Annotated in this window: 16 protein-coding genes; 15 read left to right on the top strand and 1 reads right to left on the bottom strand. The window is 51.5% G+C overall.

What is annotated here, in order from left to right; translation table 11 throughout:
- Nucleotides 1-94: 94 nt before the first annotated feature.
- The 6 genes from FN001_RS06350 (at nt 95) to FN001_RS06375 (ending at nt 7,851) form a co-directional block, all read left to right on the top strand.
- Nucleotides 95-1,189: a cobalt-precorrin 5A hydrolase gene (locus FN001_RS06350; RefSeq protein ID WP_142411192.1), complete on the top strand. Its 1,095-nt coding sequence runs from the start codon at nt 95-97 to the stop codon at nt 1,187-1,189.
- A 56-nt stretch (nt 1,190-1,245) separates the two neighbouring features.
- The gene (locus tag FN001_RS06355) at nt 1,246-2,322 is read left to right on the top strand and encodes a bifunctional adenosylcobinamide kinase/adenosylcobinamide-phosphate guanylyltransferase (RefSeq protein WP_142411193.1); all 1,077 of its coding nucleotides are present in this window, start codon (nt 1,246-1,248) and stop codon (nt 2,320-2,322) included.
- Entirely contained in the window at nt 2,322-3,410 is a 1,089-nt protein-coding gene (locus tag FN001_RS06360) for a pyridoxal phosphate-dependent aminotransferase (RefSeq protein ID WP_142411194.1), read from the top strand. The genes FN001_RS06355 and FN001_RS06360 overlap by 1 nt, the downstream gene beginning before the upstream one ends.
- 217 nt (nt 3,411-3,627) lie before the next feature.
- Complete coding sequence (gene guaB / locus FN001_RS06365; protein ID WP_021905973.1) at nt 3,628-5,082, top strand: IMP dehydrogenase; 1,455 nt, start codon at nt 3,628-3,630, stop codon at nt 5,080-5,082.
- 114 nt (nt 5,083-5,196) lie between these two features.
- Nucleotides 5,197-6,096 (top strand): AEC family transporter, encoded by a 900-nt coding sequence (locus tag FN001_RS06370; protein WP_142411195.1) that lies wholly within the window; start codon nt 5,197-5,199, stop codon nt 6,094-6,096.
- A 201-nt stretch (nt 6,097-6,297) separates the two neighbouring features.
- Nucleotides 6,298-7,851: an ABC-F family ATP-binding cassette domain-containing protein gene (locus tag FN001_RS06375; RefSeq protein WP_118297836.1), complete on the top strand. Its 1,554-nt coding sequence runs from the start codon at nt 6,298-6,300 to the stop codon at nt 7,849-7,851.
- 74 nt (nt 7,852-7,925) lie between these two features.
- Here FN001_RS06375 and FN001_RS06380 read toward each other — a convergent pair whose 3' ends face one another.
- Entirely contained in the window at nt 7,926-9,344 is a 1,419-nt protein-coding gene (locus FN001_RS06380; RefSeq protein WP_142411196.1) for a spore germination protein, read from the bottom strand.
- Nucleotides 9,345-10,025: 681 nt separating this feature from the next.
- Between FN001_RS06380 and FN001_RS06385 the strand changes: the two genes are divergently transcribed.
- The 9 genes from FN001_RS06385 (at nt 10,026) to FN001_RS06425 (ending at nt 18,817) form a co-directional block, all read left to right on the top strand.
- Nucleotides 10,026-11,957, top strand: a complete 1,932-nt coding sequence (locus tag FN001_RS06385; RefSeq protein ID WP_142411197.1) for an NAD(+) synthase — start codon at nt 10,026-10,028, stop codon at nt 11,955-11,957.
- Nucleotides 11,954-12,736 (top strand): TrmH family RNA methyltransferase, encoded by a 783-nt coding sequence (locus FN001_RS06390; RefSeq protein ID WP_118320840.1) that lies wholly within the window; start codon nt 11,954-11,956, stop codon nt 12,734-12,736. Before FN001_RS06385 ends, FN001_RS06390 begins: the two co-directional genes overlap by 4 nt.
- A 13-nt stretch (nt 12,737-12,749) precedes the next feature.
- The gene (locus FN001_RS06395; protein WP_142411198.1) at nt 12,750-13,193 is read left to right on the top strand and encodes an NfeD family protein; all 444 of its coding nucleotides are present in this window, start codon (nt 12,750-12,752) and stop codon (nt 13,191-13,193) included.
- Between the two features lie 134 nt (nt 13,194-13,327).
- The gene (locus tag FN001_RS06400) at nt 13,328-14,263 is read left to right on the top strand and encodes an SPFH domain-containing protein (RefSeq protein ID WP_118297841.1); all 936 of its coding nucleotides are present in this window, start codon (nt 13,328-13,330) and stop codon (nt 14,261-14,263) included.
- Nucleotides 14,247-15,392, top strand: a complete 1,146-nt coding sequence (locus FN001_RS06405) for a patatin-like phospholipase family protein (protein WP_142411199.1) — start codon at nt 14,247-14,249, stop codon at nt 15,390-15,392. Before FN001_RS06400 ends, FN001_RS06405 begins: the two co-directional genes overlap by 17 nt.
- A gap of 23 nt (nt 15,393-15,415) precedes the next feature.
- Nucleotides 15,416-15,718 carry a DUF6637 family protein gene (locus tag FN001_RS06410; protein ID WP_118297842.1) on the top strand — a complete coding sequence of 101 codons (303 nt, stop codon included), beginning with the start codon at nt 15,416-15,418 and terminating at the stop codon, nt 15,716-15,718.
- A 20-nt stretch (nt 15,719-15,738) separates the two neighbouring features.
- Nucleotides 15,739-16,719 (top strand): biotin--[acetyl-CoA-carboxylase] ligase, encoded by a 981-nt coding sequence (locus FN001_RS06415; RefSeq protein ID WP_142411200.1) that lies wholly within the window; start codon nt 15,739-15,741, stop codon nt 16,717-16,719.
- Nucleotides 16,712-17,866 (top strand): A/G-specific adenine glycosylase, encoded by a 1,155-nt coding sequence (mutY, locus tag FN001_RS06420; protein ID WP_243121949.1) that lies wholly within the window; start codon nt 16,712-16,714, stop codon nt 17,864-17,866. Before FN001_RS06415 ends, mutY begins: the two co-directional genes overlap by 8 nt.
- A gap of 21 nt (nt 17,867-17,887) precedes the next feature.
- Nucleotides 17,888-18,817, top strand: coding sequence for a diacylglycerol/lipid kinase family protein (locus FN001_RS06425; protein ID WP_346011239.1), 930 nt, complete (start codon nt 17,888-17,890; stop codon nt 18,815-18,817).
- Nucleotides 18,818-18,934 lie beyond the last annotated feature (117 nt).

Here is an 18,934-nt window from a genome sequence, read left to right on the forward strand (position 1 = left end):
AAACTGCCGTTGAACAACCGGCAGTTTTCTTTTATAATGAGGAAGAAAGAGTTTGGCTGAATGCAAGTGAGACTTGATCCGGAGAGGATGGAAGATGATGAAGGTATCGCTCGTCTGCTTTACGAGAATGGGATTTGAAACGATGAAAAAGATCGCCGGGACGGGGAGTGCCGGCGGAAATGAGGAAAAATGGGACACGTCGCTGTGGGTCGCAGGGCGTTACGCGCTCCGGCTTGCCAGGGAAGATGCCGGTCTTCCTTATCAGGCGATCGCGGAGGGCGGACTTTCCGCGTGGACCGGGGCGGAGTTTCAGCGCTCGGATGCGCTTATTTTTGTCGGCGCCTGCGGGATCACTGTCCGCGCCATCGCCCCGTTCGTGCAGGATAAATTCCATGATCCGGCCGTTCTCTGCGTGGATGAGGCGGGAACATTCGTGATCCCGCTCCTTTCCGGTCATGTCGGAGGAGCAAACCGCCTGGCGGAGTTTGTGGCCGGTGGGATCGGGGCGGTCCCTGTCGTCACGACGGCGACGGATGTGGAACGGAAATTCGCAGTGGATGTCTTTGCGACGGATCACGGGCTTGTGATCACAGACCGGGTACTTGCAAAAAGGATCTCGGCGGATATTCTTGCGGAGGAACCGGTTGGCGTGTTCTCGGATTTCGGCTTTTCAGGATGGAAAAAAATACCGGAAGGACTGTTTCGCGACCGGCTCTGTAAACGGAATATCCGGATCACGGTGTCGGACCGGGAGAAGGACGGGATCCTGTCAGACCGTGTCCTGCGCCTCGTACCGAGGTGTGTGGCACTGGGGATCGGATGTAAACGGGGAACTCCGGCGGAGAAGATCCGAGAGACGGTGGAGGATGCTATGAGGCGGAACGGGATCGACCTCAGAAGTGTCTTTGCGGTCGCGAGTATCGATATCAAAAAGCAGGAACAGGGGATCATCGATTTTGCAAATACGCTGCAGGTCCCGTTTCTCACCTTTTCCAGTGAGGAGCTGAATAGCCAGCCGGGAGCGTTTACAGAGTCGGAATTTGTCAAAAAGACAACGGGGACCGGAAATGTCTGCGAGAGATCTGCGGTGGCAGCCTGCCGGATGGGAGTCAGAGACTGCCGGATCTTATTTAAAAAGGAAGCGGGAGACGGCGTGACGGTGGCGGCGGCGTATGATCCCGGGCTGTAAAAAGATGCTATGCGGCAGCGCTTGTGATGTACACGGATAATAGGAGAGAAGAGACCATGATGATTCTTGTAAACGGAGGCAGTTCGAGCGGAAAATCGGCATTTGCGGAATCGCTGATCCTTGAACAGGATAAAAGAGAACGGGCGGAAGAAAATAAGACCTGCCCATCCTGGTATCTGGCGACGATGATCGCCTGGGATGAGGAGTGCAGGGAGCGGATCCGGAAACACCGGAATATGCGGGCGGAGAAGAATTTCAGGACGATCGAATGTCCGGTGGATCTTGAAACGGCGGAGATCCCGGCTGGGAGCCGCTGTCTTCTGGAATGCGTTTCAAACCTTGCGGCGAATGAGATGTACCGGGGAGATATGAAGAATCCGGCGGAACATGCAAAAGAGAGGATCCTTGCCGGAATCGAAAAGGTCAGGAGGAAGTCCGGCTTTTTCGTGATCGTGACAAATGATGTCTCCGGAGATCAGGGGGCATACTCGGAGGAGACGGAAGAGTACCGGAACCTTCTGGGAGAGATCAATATTGCGCTGGCCGGGGAGGCCGATGAAGTGTATGAGGTCCTCTGCGGAATTCCGGTAAAGATAAAAACTGCGGAGAAGAACACGGCTCAGAGAGAGGACAAGGAGAAAATGGAGCATATGACAGACGGGATCACGCTGATCACAGGGGGAGCGCATCAGGGAAAAGCGGAATTTGCCATGAAAAGGGCGGCGGAGAACAGAGAAGACCGCTTTATCTGTGCGGCGGACGGAGAAAAAATGCGATTTGCCGATGCGTTCAACGCGGAGGTGATCTTAAATCTTCATATATATATAAGAAGAATGATCAAGGATCCGGACGAGTCGGGACTGCGGACGGAATATCCGGCTGGAAATGAGGAAAATTGCGGGGACAGGGCGGAAGCGTGCATGTACCGCTTTCTGGATGAAATTCTGGAAAAAAATCCGGCAGCAGTCATCACCTGTGATGAGATCGGCTGCGGGATCGTCCCGGCGGACGCGGATGACCGCCTCTGGCGTGAGATGACCGGGGACGCGTGCCAGTATCTGGCAGCACGCGCGGGAACGGTCTTTCGCGTTGTCTGCGGGATCCCGGTGCTGTTAAAAGGCGGTGAGCAGTGATGGAATACGGACACGGCGGTGATGTTTACCGGAACCGGAACGTGGAGCTTGATTTTTCGATCAATGTAAATCCACTGGGGATGCCGAATTTTGTGTGGGAGGCGGCGATGAAGAGCATCGCACTCAGCACCAGATACCCGGACAGTACCTGCGGAGCACTCCGCGCGAGAATGTCGGAACTTACCGGGATCCCGGGGGAGATGATGATCTTCGGGAACGGCGCTGCGGAGCTGATCTTCCGGCTGGTGCAGACGTTATGCCCGAAGAAAGCCGCGATCCCCGCCCCGTCTTTTATGGAATATGAGACCGCACTGAAAGCATGTGGGACGGAAGTTTCCTTTTTTTACTTAAAAGAATCGGAATCCTTTTTTCTGAACATTTCTGAATATCTGGAATTTCTGAAAAAAGAACGCCCCGATATGATCTTTTTGTGTACACCGGCAAATCCGACCGGTGCGATGATGAGAAAAGCGGATCTCTTAAAGATCCTCAACTACTGCAAAAGAGCGGGGATCGTTGCCGTGATCGATGAATGCTTTATCGAATTCTTAAATGAAGAAAAGGCGGATGGCTGTATCCGGGAATTTCTGGCGTGGAAGGAAGGAATGCCGGAAAATGGGGGAACGTTATTTCTCCTCAGGGCATTTACGAAGACATACGCGATGGCGGGACTGCGGATCGGCTATGGATTCTGCACGGATCCGGGACTTGTCGAGCAGATGGAAGAAAACTGGCAGCCGTGGAGCGTATCGATCCCGGCCCAGGAAGCTGGGCTGGCGGCTCTTTCGGATGAGCGGATCCCGTTCCTGAAAAAAATGCGGGAGCTGGTGGAAAAGGAGAGAAAGGTTCTCTCGGACGGACTCACAAAGGCGGGATTTACAGTGTTCCATTCGGAGGCGAATTTCCTGCTGTTTAAGGATTTTAAGACGGAGCAGGAATCGTGGCTGTACGAGTTTTTCCTGGAACACGGGATCCTGATCCGGCCCTGCAAAAACTACAGGGAACTCGATTCGAGATTTTACAGGATCTGCGTCCGGACGCACGAGGAAAATCTTGAGTTTCTGGAGATCCTGAAAGAGTACCGGTAATTCCGTATGGCGAGGCTGGAACTGCCGGGCTGAAAAATTTTCGGAAATTTATAAGCAAAAATAATAAAAAAGTGAAAAAAATTATATGAATTGACGGTTGCTAAAATTCGACAAAGCTGTTATACTCTAGGATAATAACTGGAACTGACGCAACGACAGTTTTTAGTTATATTTTTTTTAAAAATAATAAAACAGAAGAAAGAGAGGGAACCATAAAATGGGTAAGATCATTGGTGAAGGTATTACATTTGATGATGTGCTCCTCGTACCTGCATATTCTGAAGTAATCCCGAATCAGGTTGATGTTTCAACACACCTGACAAAGAAAGTCAAGCTCAATATTCCATTTATGAGTGCCGGCATGGATACCGTTACTGAGCACCGCATGGCGATCGCTATGGCGCGACAGGGCGGAATCGGTATCATTCACAAAAACATGTCGATCGAGGCGCAGGCTGAAGAGGTAGATAAGGTAAAACGTTCTGAAAACGGAGTAATCACAGACCCATTTTATTTGTCCCCGGAACATACATTAAAAGATGCAGATGAGCTGATGGCAAAATTCCGCATTTCCGGTGTTCCGATCACTGAGGGTAAAAAGCTCGTCGGAATCATCACAAACCGTGATCTGAAATTTGAGGAAGATTATTCCAAGAAGATCAAGGAGTGCATGACTTCCGAGCATCTGGTTACAGCTAAAGAAGGCGTAACTATGGAAGAAGCAAAGCGCATTCTTGCAAAGGCAAGAGTCGAGAAGCTTCCGATCGTCGATGAAAACTTTAACTTAAAAGGACTCATTACGATCAAAGATATCGAGAAACAGATCAAATATCCGAACTCCGCAAAGGATGACCACGGAAGACTTCTCTGCGGTGCTGCAATCGGAATCACAGCAAATGTTCTTGAGAGAACGGAAGCCCTTGTAAATGCAAAGGTCGATGTTGTTGTTCTCGATTCTGCGCACGGACACTCTGCGAACGTTCTCAACTGCGTAAAGATGATCAAGGAGAAATATCCGGATCTTCAGGTAATCGCTGGTAACGTTGCAACGGGTGAGGCTACAAGAGCCCTGATCGAGGCCGGCGTTGACGCTGTCAAGGTTGGTATCGGACCGGGATCGATCTGTACGACACGTGTCGTTGCAGGTATCGGTGTTCCGCAGATCACTGCTGTTATGGACTGCTATGCAGTTGCTAAGGAGTACGGTATTCCGATCATCGCCGACGGCGGTATCAAATATTCCGGAGATGTTACAAAGGCTCTCGCAGCCGGCGGTAATGTCTGCATGATGGGATCCATGTTCGCGGGCTGCGATGAGAGCCCGGGAGACTTCGAACTTTATCAGGGAAGAAAATATAAAGTTTACCGTGGAATGGGATCTATTTCTGCTATGGAGAACGGCAGTAAGGACCGTTACTTCCAGTCGAACGCGAAGAAGCTTGTTCCGGAAGGCGTTGAAGGACGTGTTGCTTACAAGGGATTCGTTGAGGATACGGTATTCCAGATGCTGGGCGGTCTTCGTGCCGGTATGGGATATTGCGGTGCTCATGATATCAAAGAGCTTCAGGAGAACAGTCATTTTGTTAAGATCTCCGCAGCCGCACTCCGCGAGAGCCATCCGCATGATATCCACATCACAAAAGAGGCTCCGAACTACAGCGTAGACGAATAATTTTAATCCCGAGAGGGCAGCAAAGGGCTGTGCAGGCGGCGGAAACGCTGTTCCCTGCACAGCCTTTTTTCGGACTGTGTGTATTTAGAAATAAGGGACCAGATGGAAAATTTTATGAAGATGCTTTCGACCCAGGCGATCCTGCTCGTGTACATGGCGGTGGGATTTTACTGCAGAAAGCGTGGAATTATTGAAAAAAAGATGCAGGGAAAGCTCACGGATTTTGTTCTCAGGATCACGCTGCCCTGTATGATCTTTAACTCCTTCAGCATGCATATCACATTGGACATGTTAAAACAGGCGGCCCTGTGTCTCGGAGTGGCATTTTTTATCTGCTTCGCGGCATGGATAGGTGGAAAAGTTGTCTACAACATGTATCCGAAGGAGAAAAAATCCGTCTTACAGTATGCCACACTCGTCAATAATGCGGCGTTTTTGGGGCTGCCGATCGTGAAGGCGGTGCTCGGCGAGGCGGGAATGTTCCTAGCGTCGATCTTTATTATCCCGAACCGTATCTTTATGTGGACGGCGGGAGTGTCGATTTTTACGGCGGAGGCGGATAAAAAGGCGGCGTTTAAGAAGGTCATGCTGAATCCGTGCGTGATCGTGATCTTTATCGGACTTTTCAGAAGCTTCACAGACTTTACTCTGCCGGAATTTCTGGCAAAGTCTGTCACAGGACTTGGAAACTGTACAACTCCGCTCTCCATGGTCCTGATCGGAACGATGATGACGGAACTGACGCCGGCATCCTTTAAGGACTGGAGTACGGTGTACCTGGCGTTTATGCGTCTTGTGGCGTTGCCGTTTCTGGCGCTCTTTATCATGCGCCTGTTAAATGCAGATCCGATCATGACAGGATGCGCAGTGATTCTTACAGCGATGCCTGCGGGAAGCACGACGGCGCTTCTGGCGGAGAAATATGGATCAGATCCGGTGTATGCGTCGAAATGTCTGCTGACCAATACACTGTTCTCTCTGATCACGATTCCGATCATGACATTATTTATATGAGGGTGCTATGTGCCGGTGGCACATGTCCAGCACTGACCGAAGCGGAGCGTAGATGCGGGAGCACGTAGTGCGGAGCAATCCGGTATCAGGGAGGTCAAAAGACTTTTTGCCCTCAACATCATTTATATAGGTTTACCTGGGATTCCAGGAGAAAGGGAAAACGGCTGAATTTTAAGGAAAAGCCGGAATAAAAGAAGTTTTATGAGTATTTTAAATGTAGAACACCTGAGCCATGGTTTCGGAGACCGGGCTATCTTTACGGACGTTTCTTTCCGCCTGTTAAAGGGGGAACATATCGGTCTCATCGGAGCAAACGGTGAGGGAAAATCCACATTTATGAATATCATCACCGGGAAGATGATGCCGGATGAGGGAAAGGTCGAGTGGTCGAAGAATGTCCGCGTGGGCTATTTAGACCAGCACACGGTGCTTGAAAAGGGGATGACGATCCGCGACGTATTAAAGAGCGCATTCTCCTTCCTTTTTGAGATGGAAGAGAAGATGAACGACATCTGTGCGAAGATGGGGGACGCTTCTGAGGACGAGATGAACGCCATGATGGAGGAGCTGGGGACGATCCAGGACCTTCTGATGGCGCATGATTTCTATATTATCGACTCCAAAGTAGAGGAGATCGGACGCGCCTTCGGTCTCGATGAGATCGGACTTGACAAGGATGTCGACGAGCTCTCCGGAGGACAGAGAACAAAGGTCCTTCTCGGAAAACTTCTCCTTGAAAAGCCGGATATCCTGCTCCTCGACGAGCCGACAAACTATCTGGATGTGCAGCATATCGAGTGGCTGAAACGGTATCTCCAGGACTATGAAAATGCCTTTATCCTGATCTCCCATGATATCCCGTTCTTAAACAGCGTGGTAAACTTGATCTATCATATGGAGAACCAGAAGCTTGACCGTTATGTTGGTGACTATGACCGGTTTATGGAAGTCTATGAGATGAAAAAGAGCCAGTTAGAGGCGGCTTACAACCGGCAGCAGGCGGAGATCGCGAAGCTCCAGGACTTCGTTGCGAGAAATAAGGCCCGCGTGGCGACGAGAAATATGGCGATGTCGAGACAGAAGAAACTTGATAAGATGGAAGTCATCGAGCTTGCGAAGGAGAAACCGAAGCCGGAGTTCCATTTTCTGAATGCGAGGGCCACCGGAAAACTGATCTTTGAGACGAAGGATCTTGTGATCGGTTATGATGAACCGCTTTCAAAACCGCTTAATTTCCTCATGGAGCGCGGCGAGAAGATCGCGGTCATCGGTGCGAATGGTATCGGGAAAACTACCTTTTTAAAGAGCATTCAGGGGTTGATCCCGGCGATCTCCGGAACCGTTGAGGTCGGTGACTATCAGTTCCCGGGTTATTTCGAGCAGGAGATGGCACCGGGAAATACGACGACCTGTATCGAGGAGATCTGGAAGGAATTTCCGTCCTACACCCAGTACGAAGTCCGCTCTGCCCTTGCAAAGTGCGGCCTTACAACGAAGAACATCGAGAGCCAGGTCCGCGTCCTCTCCGGTGGTGAGCAGGCGAAGGTCCGCCTCTGCAAGCTCATGAACCGGGAGACAAACGTGCTGCTCCTCGACGAGCCGACGAACCATCTCGATGTAGATGCGAAGGATGAGTTAAAGAGAGCGCTTCAGGAGTACAAAGGTGCGGTCCTTCTCATCTGCCATGAGCCGGAGTTCTATGACGGACTGGTGTCGAAGGTCTGGGATCTCAGTAAGTGGTCGTTAAAGATCTGATAAAACCGTTATATCTTCCTGAGAAAGGGATATTTGCGGTGTGAGCCTGTAAAGGAAAGAAGCCGGATTCAAATTTAGTTTTGACGTTTCTCCGTATGCGGAAGCCGTCCGCGCAGAAATCGTTTTTTGACCTCTGACCAGGAAAACGGGATCAGAGGATAGATGTAACTCTTTCCAGCGATCGTCCGGTTGAATACGATGGAGCAGACGGCGATGGCGGTCCCGAGGACGAAGCCCCAGACGTTCAAAAGGGAGGTCAGGATCAGTAGGATCACCCGCATGAATTTCAGCGCGTAGCCCATCTCAAAGCTTGCCTGGGAGTAGTTGGCGATCGTGACGAAGGCCATGTAGAGCATCGTCTCCGAATTAAACCAGCCGGATTTTACGGAGTATTCGCCGAGAACGATCCCGGCGATGACGCTCAGAGGCGTTGTCAGCATGCTCGGCGTGTTGACGGCTGCGAGGCGCAGGCCGTCGATCGCGAATTCCAGGATCAGAAGCTGGAAGATCAGCGGCACATACATATCGTCCGCCAGTTTAATAAACTCCAGCCAGCCCGGGATCCACTCCTGATTCTGCATAAAGAGGAGCCAGACCGGGGTGAGAAACAGGGTGAGGAAGGAGACGGTCATTCTGGAGAGCCGCAGGTAGGTCCCGGTCACCGGCGGGAAATAGTAGTCATCCGCCTCCTCGATGATGTCGAAGACTGAGGACGGCAGGATCATGCAGGCGGGGGAGTTGTCCACAAGGATCACGATATTTCCCTCAAGAATGGAGGCCGCCGCTGTGTCCGGCCGCTCGGAAAAACGGAATTTCGGGAACGGGTTGAACCATTTGTGGGGAAAAATGCACTCCGCAAGACTCTCCTGGTTCATGGTGAGAGCGTCCACATGGAGATCCTCGATCCGCCCTTTGATCTTTTTCAGAAGTTCCTCATCTACCCGCCGCTTCATATAGCAGATCGCAATGTCCGTGTGGGAACTCTCACCGGTCTGCATGATCTCCACCGTGAAATTGATGTCCCGGATCCTGCGGCGGATCAGGGCGGTGTTGAAGATCAGGGTCTCCACAAAGCCGTCACGGGACCCGCGGAGCACCTTGTCTTTTTCCGGTTCTGAGACGCTGCGGGCGGGATAAGTCCGGCAGTCGATGAGGATCGCCCGGTCGTATCCGTCGATCAGGAGGCAGGAGAGACCGGAGAGGAGCTGGATAAAGATATTCCGGTCATCGGTCTCGACGCTGGTCTCGCCGTAGTGGACGTACTGCCTGGCAAAATCATGGGCGGACTCCGGGAATGCGTCCGCTTTTACGGAGGAGAAATCCTGCATCAGCCGCAGAAGAATCTCATCTTTTGTGAACCCGTCCACAAAGTACAGGCAGGCATCCCTGCCGCCGATGGTGAGTGTGTGATATACGATATCGAAATTTTTCTGAACATCGAGAAGTTCGTGAAAATGGGAGAGATTCCGGTCGAAGTCTGATGAAATATTCATGGATCGCCTGTCCTTTCGTGAGTGATGGAAATACATGATCCGGATGTCCCAGATAGTATTTCATGGAAACAGGAAATTATACCGGAAGGATATTCAGAATGAAAAAATGCGTACTGTATACAAAATGCGGATTTCATCCAGCAGAATCACGACAGACAGGATTGTTTTTTTGTAAAAACAACGGAATTGCATTTTCAGCGCGGACATTTGTGCAGAAGATAGTAAATATATACAATAAAATTGTGCAAATTTAACTATATTTACCATAGCATTTCCCACAATATTTTGCTATACTGCATGAGCATTGAAATTGAAGGGGTATCAATTTCGAGGAACTGTATAATGCAAGGAAATTGTACGTGAATGAAAGGCTGTGCTCAGTGGGGGAGCACAGCCTTTCGCCTTTTCAAAAATAATATAAAGATGAAATATATATAAAACGGGCGAAAAGAATAGCTCTTTTCAGAGAAAAAGTGTATAATAAAAATAACTGCCCGGTAGGTCTGCGCATTTACTGCGCTGACCGTAAGAAAATATCGGCTTGAAGGCAAAACTCCCATCGGCGCAGCCGATCTGGAATGGATTTTTGCGCGTAACAAAAAATGATCATTCAGCCATGCGGAAATTTTCAAAATAGGGAGAGACCGTCTATGACTGAATTGTTGTATAAGGAGAAAAGAGATGAAAGACGGATTTATCCGGGTGGCGGCGGCCACCCCAGATTTAAAGGTTGCGGATCCGGTATTTAACCGGGAACAGACCTGGAAGATGATGCAGGAAGCGGCGGCCAGGGACGTGAAGATCCTCGTATTCCCGGAACTCGGCCTTACCGGATATACATGCAGTGACCTGTTTTTGCAGGATACGCTGATCGACCAGGCAAAGGAAGAACTTTTATGGCTCCTGGACGCCTCAAAAGATATGGACATGCTGACCTTCATCGGACTTCCGTGGATGAAGGACGGAAAGCTCTACAATGTGGCGGCTGTCATCAAGAGCGGTGAGCTTTTGGGTCTCGTTCCGAAGAGACATCTCCCGAACTATTCTGAATTCTATGAGCTCCGCCATTTCAATCCGGGGCCGGTAAAACCGGATGTGGTAGAGTGGGGAGAGCGCCTGATCCCGTTTGGAAGCAAGGTGCTGTTCCGCTGTACAAATATCCCGGAACTCGTGGTTGCCGCGGAGCTCTGTGAGGACGTCTGGACGATGGATCCGCCGAGCGTTTCCCACGCAAAAGCGGGAGCGACCGTGATCGCAAACTGTTCTGCAAGCGACGAGACGACCGGAAAGGCCGGATACCGTGAGATGCTGATCGCAGGACAGTCTGCCCGCCTTGTCTGCGCGTATATTTACGCGAACGCAGGGGAGGGCGAGTCCACCCAGGATCTTGTCTTCGGAGGACATGACATTATCGCAGAAAACGGAAATATCCTCGCGGAGTCCGAGCGCTTCAAAAACGGAATGATCACGGCGGATATCGACCTTGTCAGACTGAAAAACGAGAGAAGAAGAATGACGACCTGCCAGCCGGGAACTGAGGCGGATGGATATGATTATATGGACTTTACCCTGGAACGGACAGACCTCACGTTAAACCGTTATATCGATCCGGCACCGTTCGTTCCGTCGGATGAGCGGGAGAGAACAGCACGGTGCGAGGAGATCCTGACGATCCAGGCGATGGGCTTAAAGAAACGTCTTGCCCATACCGGCGCAAAGAGTGCGGTGGTCGGAATTTCCGGCGGACTTGACTCTACACTTGCTCTTCTCGTTACAGCGAGAGCATTCGACATGCTGGGGATCCCGAGAGAGAACATCCTCTCCGTCACGATGCCGTGCTTCGGAACGACAGACCGCACCTACAACAATGCGGTCACCCTTACAAAGAAGTTAGGTGCGACATTAAAAGAAGTAAACATCCGGAAAGCGGTCTCCATCCACTTTGAGGATATCGGACATGATCCGGCGATCCACGATGTGACTTATGAGAACGGACAGGCGAGATACCGCACCCTGATCCTCATGGACCTCGCGAACAAGACAAACGGCATGGTTATCGGAACAGGAGATATGTCCGAGCTGGCGCTCGGCTGGGCAACCTACAACGGTGATCACATGTCCATGTACGGAGTGAATGCCTCTGTCCCGAAGACTCTGGTGCGCCATCTGGTCCGCTACTACGCGGATACCTGCGGTGACAAGGCACTTGCGGACGTCCTCTATGACGTTCTCGACACACCGGTAAGCCCGGAGCTCCTGCCGCCGGAGGATGGAAAAATCTCACAGAAGACGGAGGACCTTGTGGGACCTTACGAGCTCCACGACTTCTTTCTCTACTATATTCTCCGCTGCGGCTATCATCCGGCGAAGATCTACCGCCTTGCAAAGATCGCATTTGCGGGAGTTTACGAGGACAAGGTGATCTACAAGTGGTTAAATCCCTTCTACCGCCGGTTCTTTGCACAGCAGTTTAAGCGCTCCTGCCTGCCGGACGGCCCGAAGGTCGGTTCCGTGGCTGTCTCCCCGAGAGGCGATCTGAGAATGCCGAGTGACGCTGCGAGACGGATCTGGATGGAGGAAGTAGAGAAACTTGATCCGGAGGCAGGAAAATGATCACAAGCACAAAAAATGACCAGGTAAAGGCGGTCATTGAGTTAAAAAAGAAGGCGAGAGCGAGGAATGAGCAGGGACTTTTCGTTGTGGAAGGTGTGCGGATGGCCGCGGAGCTCCCGAAAGACCAGGTGAAAAGTGTCTATGTTTCTGAAACCTTCGCGAAAGATCCGGCAAATGCCGCGTTCCTTGCGGAATATCCGGGATATGAGCTGGTCAGTGACCAGGTATTCGCTGCGATGTCTGATACCCAGACGCCCCAGGGAGTGCTGGCACTTGTCAGACAGTTCTCCTACGGGATGGACGAGATCTTAAAGAGCGACCGTCCGGCCCACCTGATGGTCCTGGAAAATCTTCAGGATCCCGGAAATCTCGGAACGATCTTAAGAGCCGGAGAGGGAGCGGGGATCACGGGTCTCATCATGAGCCGTGATACCGTGGATATCTATAATCCGAAAGTGATCCGCTCCACGATGGGATCGGTCTTCCGCGTTCCGTTCTTCTATACGGATGATCTGGAGCAGACCGTGCTGGATCTGAAGGCACGGGGGATCCGGGTATTCGCGGCGCATCTCGCCGGGAAGAATAATTACGAGCAGGAAGACTATACTGGTAATACGGCATTCCTGATCGGAAATGAGGGAAACGGACTGACAGAAAAACTTTCGTCCATGGCGGATACCTGGGTAAAGATCCCCATGGCCGGAAAAGTGGAGTCATTGAATGCCGCGATCGCGGCGTCGATCCTGATGTTTGAGACGGCAAGACAGCGGCGCGCGTAAAAGGAGTGATTTTATGGATATGATCGGATGGCTGGCAGCTTTTGTAGTCCTGATCGGAATTGAGGCGGCAACGATGGCGCTCACGACGATCTGGTTTGCGGGAGGTGCGGTGGCCGCATTTTTAGCCGCGGTGCTGGGTGCTTCCGTGCAGGTACAGCTTGTGGTGTTCCTGATCGTATCGTTTATCCTTCTGCTCTTTACGAGACCGCTCGCTATGCGGTTTGTCAACCGGGAGACCGTGAAGACGAACGTAAACGGGCTGATCGGGCGGAGAGCGAAAGTGATCGCAAAGATCGATAATAATGAGCCGTCCGGAGCCGCCGTGATAGACGGACAGGAGTGGACGGCGAGATCCGCGGATGACGCGGTGACGATCCCGGTCGGGACTCATGTCCGGATCAAAGAGGTCCGGGGCGTAAAACTTATCGTGGAGCCGATCCCCGATACGGAAAAATAAGAACGACCCAGGTAACTGTGAGGATGCTGAACGGTTATCGACCCGGAAAACATCAGAACGGTCGGTGATATCCGGGCATTCTGGGATAAAAAAGGGATCATGATGATCCCCCAATGAAAAAAGGAGGAATAAATATGCCGGCATTATTAGTATTAGTACTGATCTTCATCATTCTGCTGATCTTCGTCTCCTGTATCCGCATCGTGCCGCAGGCACAGGCGATGGTAGTGGAGAGACTCGGCGCGTATCTTGAGACATGGAACGTGGGCGTCCATTTCAAAATGCCGTTTATCGACCGCGTGGCAAAACGGGTTCTCTTAAAAGAGCAGGTCGTTGACTTTGCACCGCAGCCGGTGATCACAAAGGATAACGTTACCATGAAGATCGACACGGTCGTGTTCTTCCAGATCACGGATCCGAAGCTCTACGCTTACGGCGTTGAGAATCCGATCATGGCGATCGAGAACCTGACAGCAACCACACTCCGGAACATCATCGGTGACCTGGAACTTGACCAGACCCTGACTTCCCGTGAGACGATCAACACAAAGATGCGTTCCGCACTGGACGTTGCGACGGACCCGTGGGGCATCAAGGTCAACCGTGTGGAGTTAAAGAACATTATCCCTCCGGCAGCGATCCAGGATGCGATGGAGAAACAGATGAAGGCGGAGCGTGAGCGCCGTGAGGCGATCCTCCGTGCGGAAGGTGAGAAGAAGTCCACGATCCTCGTTGCGGAAGGTAAGAAACAGTCCGCGATCCTCGATGCGGAGGCGGATAAGCAGGCAGCGATCCTCCACGCTGAGGCGGAGAAGGAAAAACGGATTCGCGAGGCGGAAGGTCAGGCGGAGGCGATCTTAAAGATCCAGCAGGCGAATGCCGACGGTATCCGCATGATCAAGGAAGCAGGAGCGGACCAGGCAGTTTTACAGCTCAAGAGTCTTGAGGCATTCGCAAAGGCGGCGGACGGAAAGGCGACAAAGATCATTATTCCGTCCGAAATCCAGTCCCTGGCCGGCCTTGTGACAAGTGTAACGGAGATTGCAAAGAAGAGTGAAACTGAGAATTGATCTTGAAAAAGAATATGGGATCGTCTTAGAGGGCGGCGGAGCCCGGGGTGCGTACCAGATCGGCGTCTGGAAAGCGCTCCGGGAAGCCGGCATGAAGATCAGGGGAGTCGCGGGAACGTCAGTAGGGGCGTTGAACGGCGCACTGATCTGTATGGATGACCTGGAAAAAGCGGAGGAGATCTGGAGGAATATGACCTACTCCACGGTATTCCGGGTGGATGATCCCATGATCGCAAAACTAAAGAAATTCGGCGTTCGATCCATGAAAATGACCGACGCGGCGGCAGAATTCAAACGGCTGTTTTCAGACAGGGGGCTTGATATCGCCCCACTCAAAAAACTTCTGGAAGAGACGGTGGATGAGGAGCGGATCAGGCGCTCACCACGTGATTTCTGTGCCGCGTCATTTTCAGTCACGGACCGGAAGGAAGAGGACTTTGATGTGAAGGAAGCGCCGCCGGGAACCATGAAGGACATGATGATGGCCAGCGCTTACTTTCCGGGCTTTAAGCAGGAAAAAATCGGCGGAAAGACGTATCTGGACGGCGGCAGCGTCAACAATGTCCCGGTCGATCTTCTGACGGACCGGGGATATAAAGATATCATCGTGATCCGCCTTTACGGGATCGGCGTGGACCGGAGAAAGTTTATGGAGATTCCGGCGGACGTGACGATCCATGAGATCGCACCGGGGAGAAATCTTGGCGGGATACTGGAGTTTGACAGCGCAAGGACGAAGAAAAACATGAAGCTCGGCTATTTCGACGGGCTGAGATTTCTTTACGGACTCTGTGGGCGGAAATATTATCTTGACATGCCATATTCCGAGGCGTATTATTTTGGCAGGATCATGTCGGAGCTTGACCTCTTTAAGATCTGGCTGAAACCGTATGTGAAAGAGGACGAATTCGCGAAGCTCACGGGTTACCGTGTCTACACGGAAAAGATCTTTCCGTTTCTCGCAAAGAAGCTGAGGCTTTGCACCGAGTGGGACTACAGGGATCTTTACGGTGCGGTCCTTGAGCTGTTCGCAAAAAAGATGCAGTTGGAAGTCTACCGTGTATACACGCCGGATGAGATCGTTGGGAAGATCCATGAACTGCTTTCGGATAAGCTGACGGTAGGATAGAGATATGAGGAGAACGCTGAAATATGGCGGAAAACAATAAAAGAAGAAAGGTCAGGAGCGAATCCATGGCGCTTGATGCCATGCATATCATCATCGGGATCGCCGTGGTGGTCATGTCCGTCATTTCGTTTCTTGACACGGAGAGGTACATGTTCCTCTTTCCGGTGATCTTTTTCCTGGCGGCGGTTTTAAATCTCGCCACAGGAAAATACTGGCTCTCCCGGACAAAGCGGGAGCGGCGGAGAAGAACTGCGGCGGTGTTCCAGATGGGATTCGGAACGGTCCTGCTGATCTTCACGATCTTAAGCGCGGTTAGCATTTGGTAGGAACTGTTGGAGGTAATGAGATGAAGGGAGAAATCCTGAAATTATTAAAAGAGACAGACGGCTATATTTCCGGACAGGAGCTCTGTGAGAAGTTCGGTGTATCGAGGACAGCAATCTGGAAGGTGATCAATCAGCTGAAAGAAGAGGGCTATGAGATCGAAGCGGTCCGGAATAAAGGATATATTCTGAAAGGATCTGCGGATGTGCTCTCGAAGGAAGAGTTGGAAAGTACGATCCATACGAAGTGGGCAGGAGCGAATGTCGTATTCTTTGAGGAGACAGTCTCCACAAACAACGAGATCCGGAGCCTTGCGGAACAGGGCGCGCCCCACGGGACTCTGGCAGTTGCGGAACAGCAGCTTGGCGGAAAGGGAAGACGGGGCCGTGTCTGGACATCCCCTGCGGGAGTCGGGATCTGGATGAGCATGCTGTTGAGACCTCAGATCGATCCGCTGGCTGCGTCGATGCTGACGCTGGTCATGGCTCTTGCGGCGAAAAAGGGAATTGAAATATCGACGGGACTGAAATCGGAGATCAAATGGCCGAACGATCTTGTATTGAATAAGAAGAAGATCTGCGGGATCCTGACGGAGATGAGCACGGAACTCATGGAGATCCAGTATGTGATCCCGGGAATCGGCATTAACGTAAACCAGAAGGATTTCCCGGACGACATTAAGGCTACCGCAACTTCCCTCTACATAGAGAGCGGAAAGATCCAGAAGAGAAGCGAGATCATCGCAGCGATCATGGAGGCCTTTGAGGGATACTATGACACGTTTATCGAGACTCAGGATATGTCGGGACTCATCGAGGAGTACAATGCGAATCTCGTAAATCTCGGCAATGAGGTGTGTGTCCTGGACCCGGCGGGCGAGTTCCGCGGCGTTTCCGAGGGGATCAACAAGGAAGGCGCATTGTTGGTACGTCTCGCTGACGGCACGTTAAAGGAGATCATCTCCGGGGAAGTTTCAGTCCGCGGAGTCTATGGATATGTATAAGGATGAAATGAATGTTTCGGGGGCGGATCTCTATTCCGGCCTCCAGAAAATCTTTCCGGATGAGAAGAACCTCACCCTGACGGAACGTCTGGATGCCGCGAGAGGACCGCTCCTTTCGTGGTATCGGGAAAACAGGAGAGATCTCCCATGGCGTGAGAACCGGGATGCCTACCGGATCTGGATCTCGGAGATTATGCTGCAGCAGACGAGAGTCGAGGCAGTAAAACCGTACTTTGCCCGCTTCATGGAACATTTTCCGACCGTTCAGGCGCTGGCGGATTGTGAGGAAGAGGAACTTTTCAAGTGCTGGGAAGGTCTTGGCTATTACAGCAGAGCGAGAAATCTGAAAAAAGCGGCAGAGATCATCGTCTCCGAATACGGAGGAGCGCTTCCGGCAGACCACGCGGCGCTTCTCTCACTTCCCGGGATTGGAAGTTACACGGCGGGAGCGATCGGCTCCATCGCGTTTGGTATTCCTGTCCCTGCAGTTGACGGAAATGTTATGCGGGTCCTGTCAAGAGTGGCGGGAAGCTATGAGGATATCTTAAAGCAGGCAGTGAAAAAGAAGATGGAACTGGCGGTGGAGGAGACCCTGAAAACTTTAAAAGAAGGAGAAGCCGGGGACTTCAACCAGGCTCTCATCGAGACGGGAGCGATCGTCTGTGTGCCGAACGGAGCGCCGCTCTGCGGAGCACCGTGCCCGTTCTATACCGTCTGTGAGGCGAGAAAAAAGGCTCTGACCGCAGAGATCCCGGTGAAAACACCGAAAAAGAAAAGGAAAATAGAGGAAAAGACCGTATTATTAGTGGAATACGGGGATAAAATAGCCATTAGAAAGCGGGATGACACAGGGCTTCTGGCATCCCTCTATGAGTTCCCGAACCTGGAGGGAAAACTTTCCGGGAAAGAAGTGCTGGAACAGATGAAATGCAGAGCTGTGATCGAGAAAGAACTCCCGACGGCAAAGCATATTTTCAGCCATGTGGAATGGCATATGAGCGGATATCTGATCCGTGTAACAGAAGAAATTCCGGGACTGCTGTTTGCAGATCGGGAAGAGCTGAAGGAAAAGTATCCGATCCCGAATGCGTTTGCGGCTTATAGAAAGATTGCAGCTGCGCAGACAATGGACAGCTGCGAGAGCTAGTTGAAAGTATGGAGCGTGATCATGATGAAAAAAATGATATTTCTTTTTAATCCCCGTTCAGGGAAGGAAGCTATTAAAAATCAGTTATCCGATATCCTCGGGATCTTCTGCAGGGCAGGTTATCTGCCGTCCGTCTATGTGACCCAGGAGCCGGGAGATGCGGCAAAGATCGCTGAGGAGTATGGCAGTGAGGTAGAGCTTTTTGTCTGCAGCGGCGGGGACGGCACATTAAACAGCGTGATCTCCGGCATCATGAAGTTAAAAAAACGACCGGAGATCGGGTATCTTCCGTCCGGTTCCACGAACGATTTTGCAAGAAGTTTAAAGATCCCTGCAAACCTCACGGAGGCAGCGCGGGATGTGGTGAGCGGTAAATCCTACGGTGTCGATATCGGAAAATTCGGGGATCAGAGGTATTTTGTGTATATCGCAGCGTTCGGAGCGTTTACTGAGGTTTCCTACAGTACGCCGCAGGATGTCAAAAATGTTCTCGGACATCAGGCGTATATCCTGGAATCAATCAAGGCGCTGGGAAAGCTGAAGTCTTATAAAATGCATATTGCATGGGATGACGGCGAGGCAGACGGGGAATTTATCTTCGGAATGGTGACAAATACCACGAGTGTCGGCGGATTCAGCGGACTCGCTCCTAAGGATGTTTCGTTCCATGACGGTCTGTTTGAGGGCTTGTTTATCCGGACACCGAAGTCACCGGTGGACCTTCCAAACATCTTAAGCGGACTCCTCCTGTTCCCGGAACAGGAAAATAAGGATATGATCCGGTTCAAGTCATCAAAATTCACGGTGACTGCAGATGAGGATGTCCCGTGGGTCCTCGACGGTGAGTTCGGCGGGGCGGTAAAAGAGGCGAAGATCGAGAATGTAAAGGAAGCAGTCACTCTGAGCTGCAGCCCGGAACCGGAAAAAAAGGAAGAGAAGACGGAAAACTGATCGCAAAGCGGCATGAGATGTTTCGAATATGCTAAAAATCAGTGAAAAATTCAAGGAAAAAAGTTGAAAAATGTCGCTGGATGGTATATAATGAACTATCGTGGAGCAGTTTGAGCA

The organism is Clostridium sp. Marseille-P7770, assembly GCF_902143525.1.
Lineage (GTDB): Bacteria > Bacillota > Clostridia > Lachnospirales > Lachnospiraceae > Pilosibacter.

Coding starts and splice junctions, on each gene's coding strand:
- FN001_RS06360 (WP_142411194.1), top strand. CDS start 2,322: ATGGAATACGGACACGGCGGTGATGTTTACCGGAACCGGAACGTGGAG.
- FN001_RS06390 (WP_118320840.1), top strand. CDS start 11,954: ATGATCACAAGCACAAAAAATGACCAGGTAAAGGCGGTCATTGAGTTA.
- FN001_RS06350 (WP_142411192.1), top strand. CDS start 95: ATGATGAAGGTATCGCTCGTCTGCTTTACGAGAATGGGATTTGAAACG.
- guaB (WP_021905973.1), top strand. CDS start 3,628: ATGGGTAAGATCATTGGTGAAGGTATTACATTTGATGATGTGCTCCTC.
- FN001_RS06370 (WP_142411195.1), top strand. CDS start 5,197: ATGAAGATGCTTTCGACCCAGGCGATCCTGCTCGTGTACATGGCGGTG.
- FN001_RS06400 (WP_118297841.1), top strand. CDS start 13,328: ATGCCGGCATTATTAGTATTAGTACTGATCTTCATCATTCTGCTGATC.
- FN001_RS06425 (WP_346011239.1), top strand. CDS start 17,888: ATGATGAAAAAAATGATATTTCTTTTTAATCCCCGTTCAGGGAAGGAA.
- FN001_RS06355 (WP_142411193.1), top strand. CDS start 1,246: ATGATGATTCTTGTAAACGGAGGCAGTTCGAGCGGAAAATCGGCATTT.
- FN001_RS06375 (WP_118297836.1), top strand. CDS start 6,298: ATGAGTATTTTAAATGTAGAACACCTGAGCCATGGTTTCGGAGACCGG.
- FN001_RS06415 (WP_142411200.1), top strand. CDS start 15,739: ATGAAGGGAGAAATCCTGAAATTATTAAAAGAGACAGACGGCTATATT.
- FN001_RS06380 (WP_142411196.1), bottom strand. CDS start 9,344: ATGAATATTTCATCAGACTTCGACCGGAATCTCTCCCATTTTCACGAA.
- FN001_RS06385 (WP_142411197.1), top strand. CDS start 10,026: ATGAAAGACGGATTTATCCGGGTGGCGGCGGCCACCCCAGATTTAAAG.
- FN001_RS06410 (WP_118297842.1), top strand. CDS start 15,416: ATGGCGGAAAACAATAAAAGAAGAAAGGTCAGGAGCGAATCCATGGCG.
- FN001_RS06395 (WP_142411198.1), top strand. CDS start 12,750: ATGGATATGATCGGATGGCTGGCAGCTTTTGTAGTCCTGATCGGAATT.
- mutY (WP_243121949.1), top strand. CDS start 16,712: ATGTATAAGGATGAAATGAATGTTTCGGGGGCGGATCTCTATTCCGGC.